The following is a 2,407-nucleotide window of genomic DNA, read 5'->3' as shown; positions in this document are numbered from 1 at the left end:
ACTATTTGTTTTTTTGAACTTGCTATTGGTATTATCTTTTCCAATTACTATGTTCATTGGAAATTTAATTTTCAAATAGCTGGTATAAAAAGTGAAGAACAGAAAAATAATTAAAAGCATATATGTAGTAGTTATTGTTTTAGCAATATTTAAACTTTTCAAATTAAATATTAGTAACTATGAGCAATTTTATCAATTATCTAATTATGAAATGGCTTCTAAACAATTAAATAAAATAAATTGGCAAGATATTAAAGGTAAAGACGGAATATATTTATTGACATCTAAAAATTGTCCATATTGCTTACGTTATATAAGTAACGGAGTAGGTTTAGTAAAAGAAAATAGAGAACTTAATCTATCTGAAAATATTGTAGACTTAGATATAAATGAATATTTTAATAATACCAAACTCAATGAAATATTAGATGAGTATGGTGTTGATACTATACCTTGTATAGTGGTCATAAAGAATAATGAGATAAGAATAATAAATTTTGAAGATATTCAAAATTATTAAATATAAGTATTTAAATATGAATAATCATAATTAACAAAATTCACATAGTAGGAAATGGGTAGGGGTGGGAATCAGTTTAGATATTATATGGAGTCAGGATTAGAACAAGTAGGAGGAAGAGAATGTTTGAAAAGATAAATTTAGGTAACAATGAAAAAATGAACTCATCAGAAAGTTGGCAACCTTGCATGTGGTGTGACTATCCAGAAGATACGTGCGCTGATTTAGGGTGTATTTTTTGCGATGGAAACAAAGATGATATCATAGGAAACTAAGTAACTAAATAGAATTATAGTAAATCTAGCAGTATGTAAATAACATATTCTGGCTCCATATTATATTACTATGTATAGAAGGAGGAATGGATGATTACATCAGGTTTTATAAAACTCAAACATAATAACAACAAATACATTTTTGATTATGATAATGTGTCAATAATAAGAATTGATGACAAAGTAGAAAAATTTTTAAATTTAATGCAGAAGTATGAATGGGAAGAATTAGAAAATAAATCATCTATGTATATGACTAAACAGGAATATAGAAAATTAATAGAATCTATGAAATCTATGGGTTTTTTAAGAGAAGCAGAATTTGAAGGTAAACAACACTATGATTCTAGCAATAAAATTTCATCGATAACATTGATGCTTATTCAAGGCTGTAACTTAGCATGCAAGTATTGTTTTGGTGATGAAGGTAGATATAATCACACTGGATTTATGGATTCAGACACGGCTAAACAATCAATAGATTTTTTAATTGAAAATACAAATAGTGATAAACTTAATATTATATTTTTTGGTGGAGAACCGTTATTAAGATTTGATCTGATTAAAGAAATAGTAAATTATTGTAAAATCAAAGAATCAACCAATAAATTAAAATTTTATTTTAGTATGACAACTAATGGTACATTGTTAAATAAAGAAGTAAATGAATTCATCATTGAAAATAAAATTAATACAATGATTAGTATAGATGGAGACTTAAACGATAATAGTGATAGGGTTTATCAAAATGGCAATCAAGCATACAATGACATTATAGAAAATACTTTATACTTAAGAAATAAAGGCTTACTATCGGCTAGAGCTACCATTACTCCTAGAAATTTAGATATGGTTAGAGTTTTTGAGCATTTAAATACCTTGAACTTTAAGAATATACCAATATCTGCCGCTGACAATTCTTTAGGAACACTTGAATATAAGAGGTATATTGATGAAAATATAAATCTTATCAATCAATTTAAAGATTATATTAAAAATGGAGAAATAGATAAAGCTAAGAAAGTAAAAATTCTATTCAGGGCATTAAAGCAAATACATTTTAGCAAAAAACAAAATTACCCTTGTGGTGCTGCTTTTAACTCAGTGGCTATTGATATTGATGGAAATATATATCCATGTCATAGGTTTGTATCGTATGATCATTATAATATAGGTAATGTATATTCAAATTGTATGCAGACTTCTAATTTCATAAAAAAAATCTTTAATGATAATAGCAAGCTTACTGAATGTAGTAGCTGCTTTGCTAAACATTTCTGTAGGTGTGGCTGCCCTTACGAAAATTATGAAAACACAGGTATTTTAAATAGACCTTCCAGTAGACAGTGCTATTTAAATAAAGTTATATTTATGAAATTATTATACTTATATATAGATTTAAGTGATTCTGAGATAAAGGCGTTATTTGAGTAGGTGATTAGTGTGGAAAAAATAATTAAAATAAAAAATCTTTATAAGAGTTATGGTAAAGGTTCAGTAAAAAATGAAGTTCTTAAAGATATAGATTTAAATATTAATGAAGGTGAATTTGTTTCTATAATGGGAAAATCTGGATCTGGAAAGTCTACACTTTTAAATATAATAGCTACTA

At 26.0% G+C, this 2,407-nt stretch carries 4 protein-coding genes; all 4 read left to right on the top strand.

What is annotated here, in order from left to right:
- Nucleotides 1–91: 91 nt before the first annotated feature.
- Nucleotides 92–520: a hypothetical protein gene (locus SOR60_RS05065; protein ID WP_320595386.1), complete on the top strand. Its 429-nt coding sequence runs from the start codon at nucleotides 92–94 to the stop codon at nucleotides 518–520.
- Nucleotides 521–642: 122 nt separating this feature from the next.
- Nucleotides 643–795, top strand: coding sequence for a hypothetical protein (locus SOR60_RS05060; protein WP_012797106.1), 153 nt, complete (start codon nucleotides 643–645; stop codon nucleotides 793–795).
- 90 nt (nucleotides 796–885) lie between these two features.
- Entirely contained in the window at nucleotides 886–2,229 is a 1,344-nt protein-coding gene (gene papB, locus SOR60_RS05055; RefSeq protein ID WP_012797107.1) for a PapB family radical SAM/SPASM ranthipeptide maturase, read from the top strand.
- An 18-nt stretch (nucleotides 2,230–2,247) separates the two neighbouring features.
- On the top strand, nucleotides 2,248–2,407 hold a 160-nt coding region (locus SOR60_RS05050; protein WP_407654221.1), incomplete at its 3' end, for an ATP-binding cassette domain-containing protein.

Source organism: Anaerococcus porci, assembly GCF_034090325.1.
In the GTDB taxonomy this organism is placed as follows: domain Bacteria; phylum Bacillota; class Clostridia; order Tissierellales; family Peptoniphilaceae; genus Anaerococcus; species Anaerococcus porci.
Note: the sequence above shows the minus strand (reverse complement) of the source record. Positions and strands in the feature narration are given on the sequence as shown.

Bases quoted from the DNA above. Each gene is read 5' to 3' on its own strand.
- SOR60_RS05060 (WP_012797106.1), top strand. From the start codon at position 643: ATGTTTGAAAAGATAAATTTAGGTAACAATGAAAAAATGAACTCATCA.
- papB (WP_012797107.1), top strand. From the start codon at position 886: ATGATTACATCAGGTTTTATAAAACTCAAACATAATAACAACAAATAC.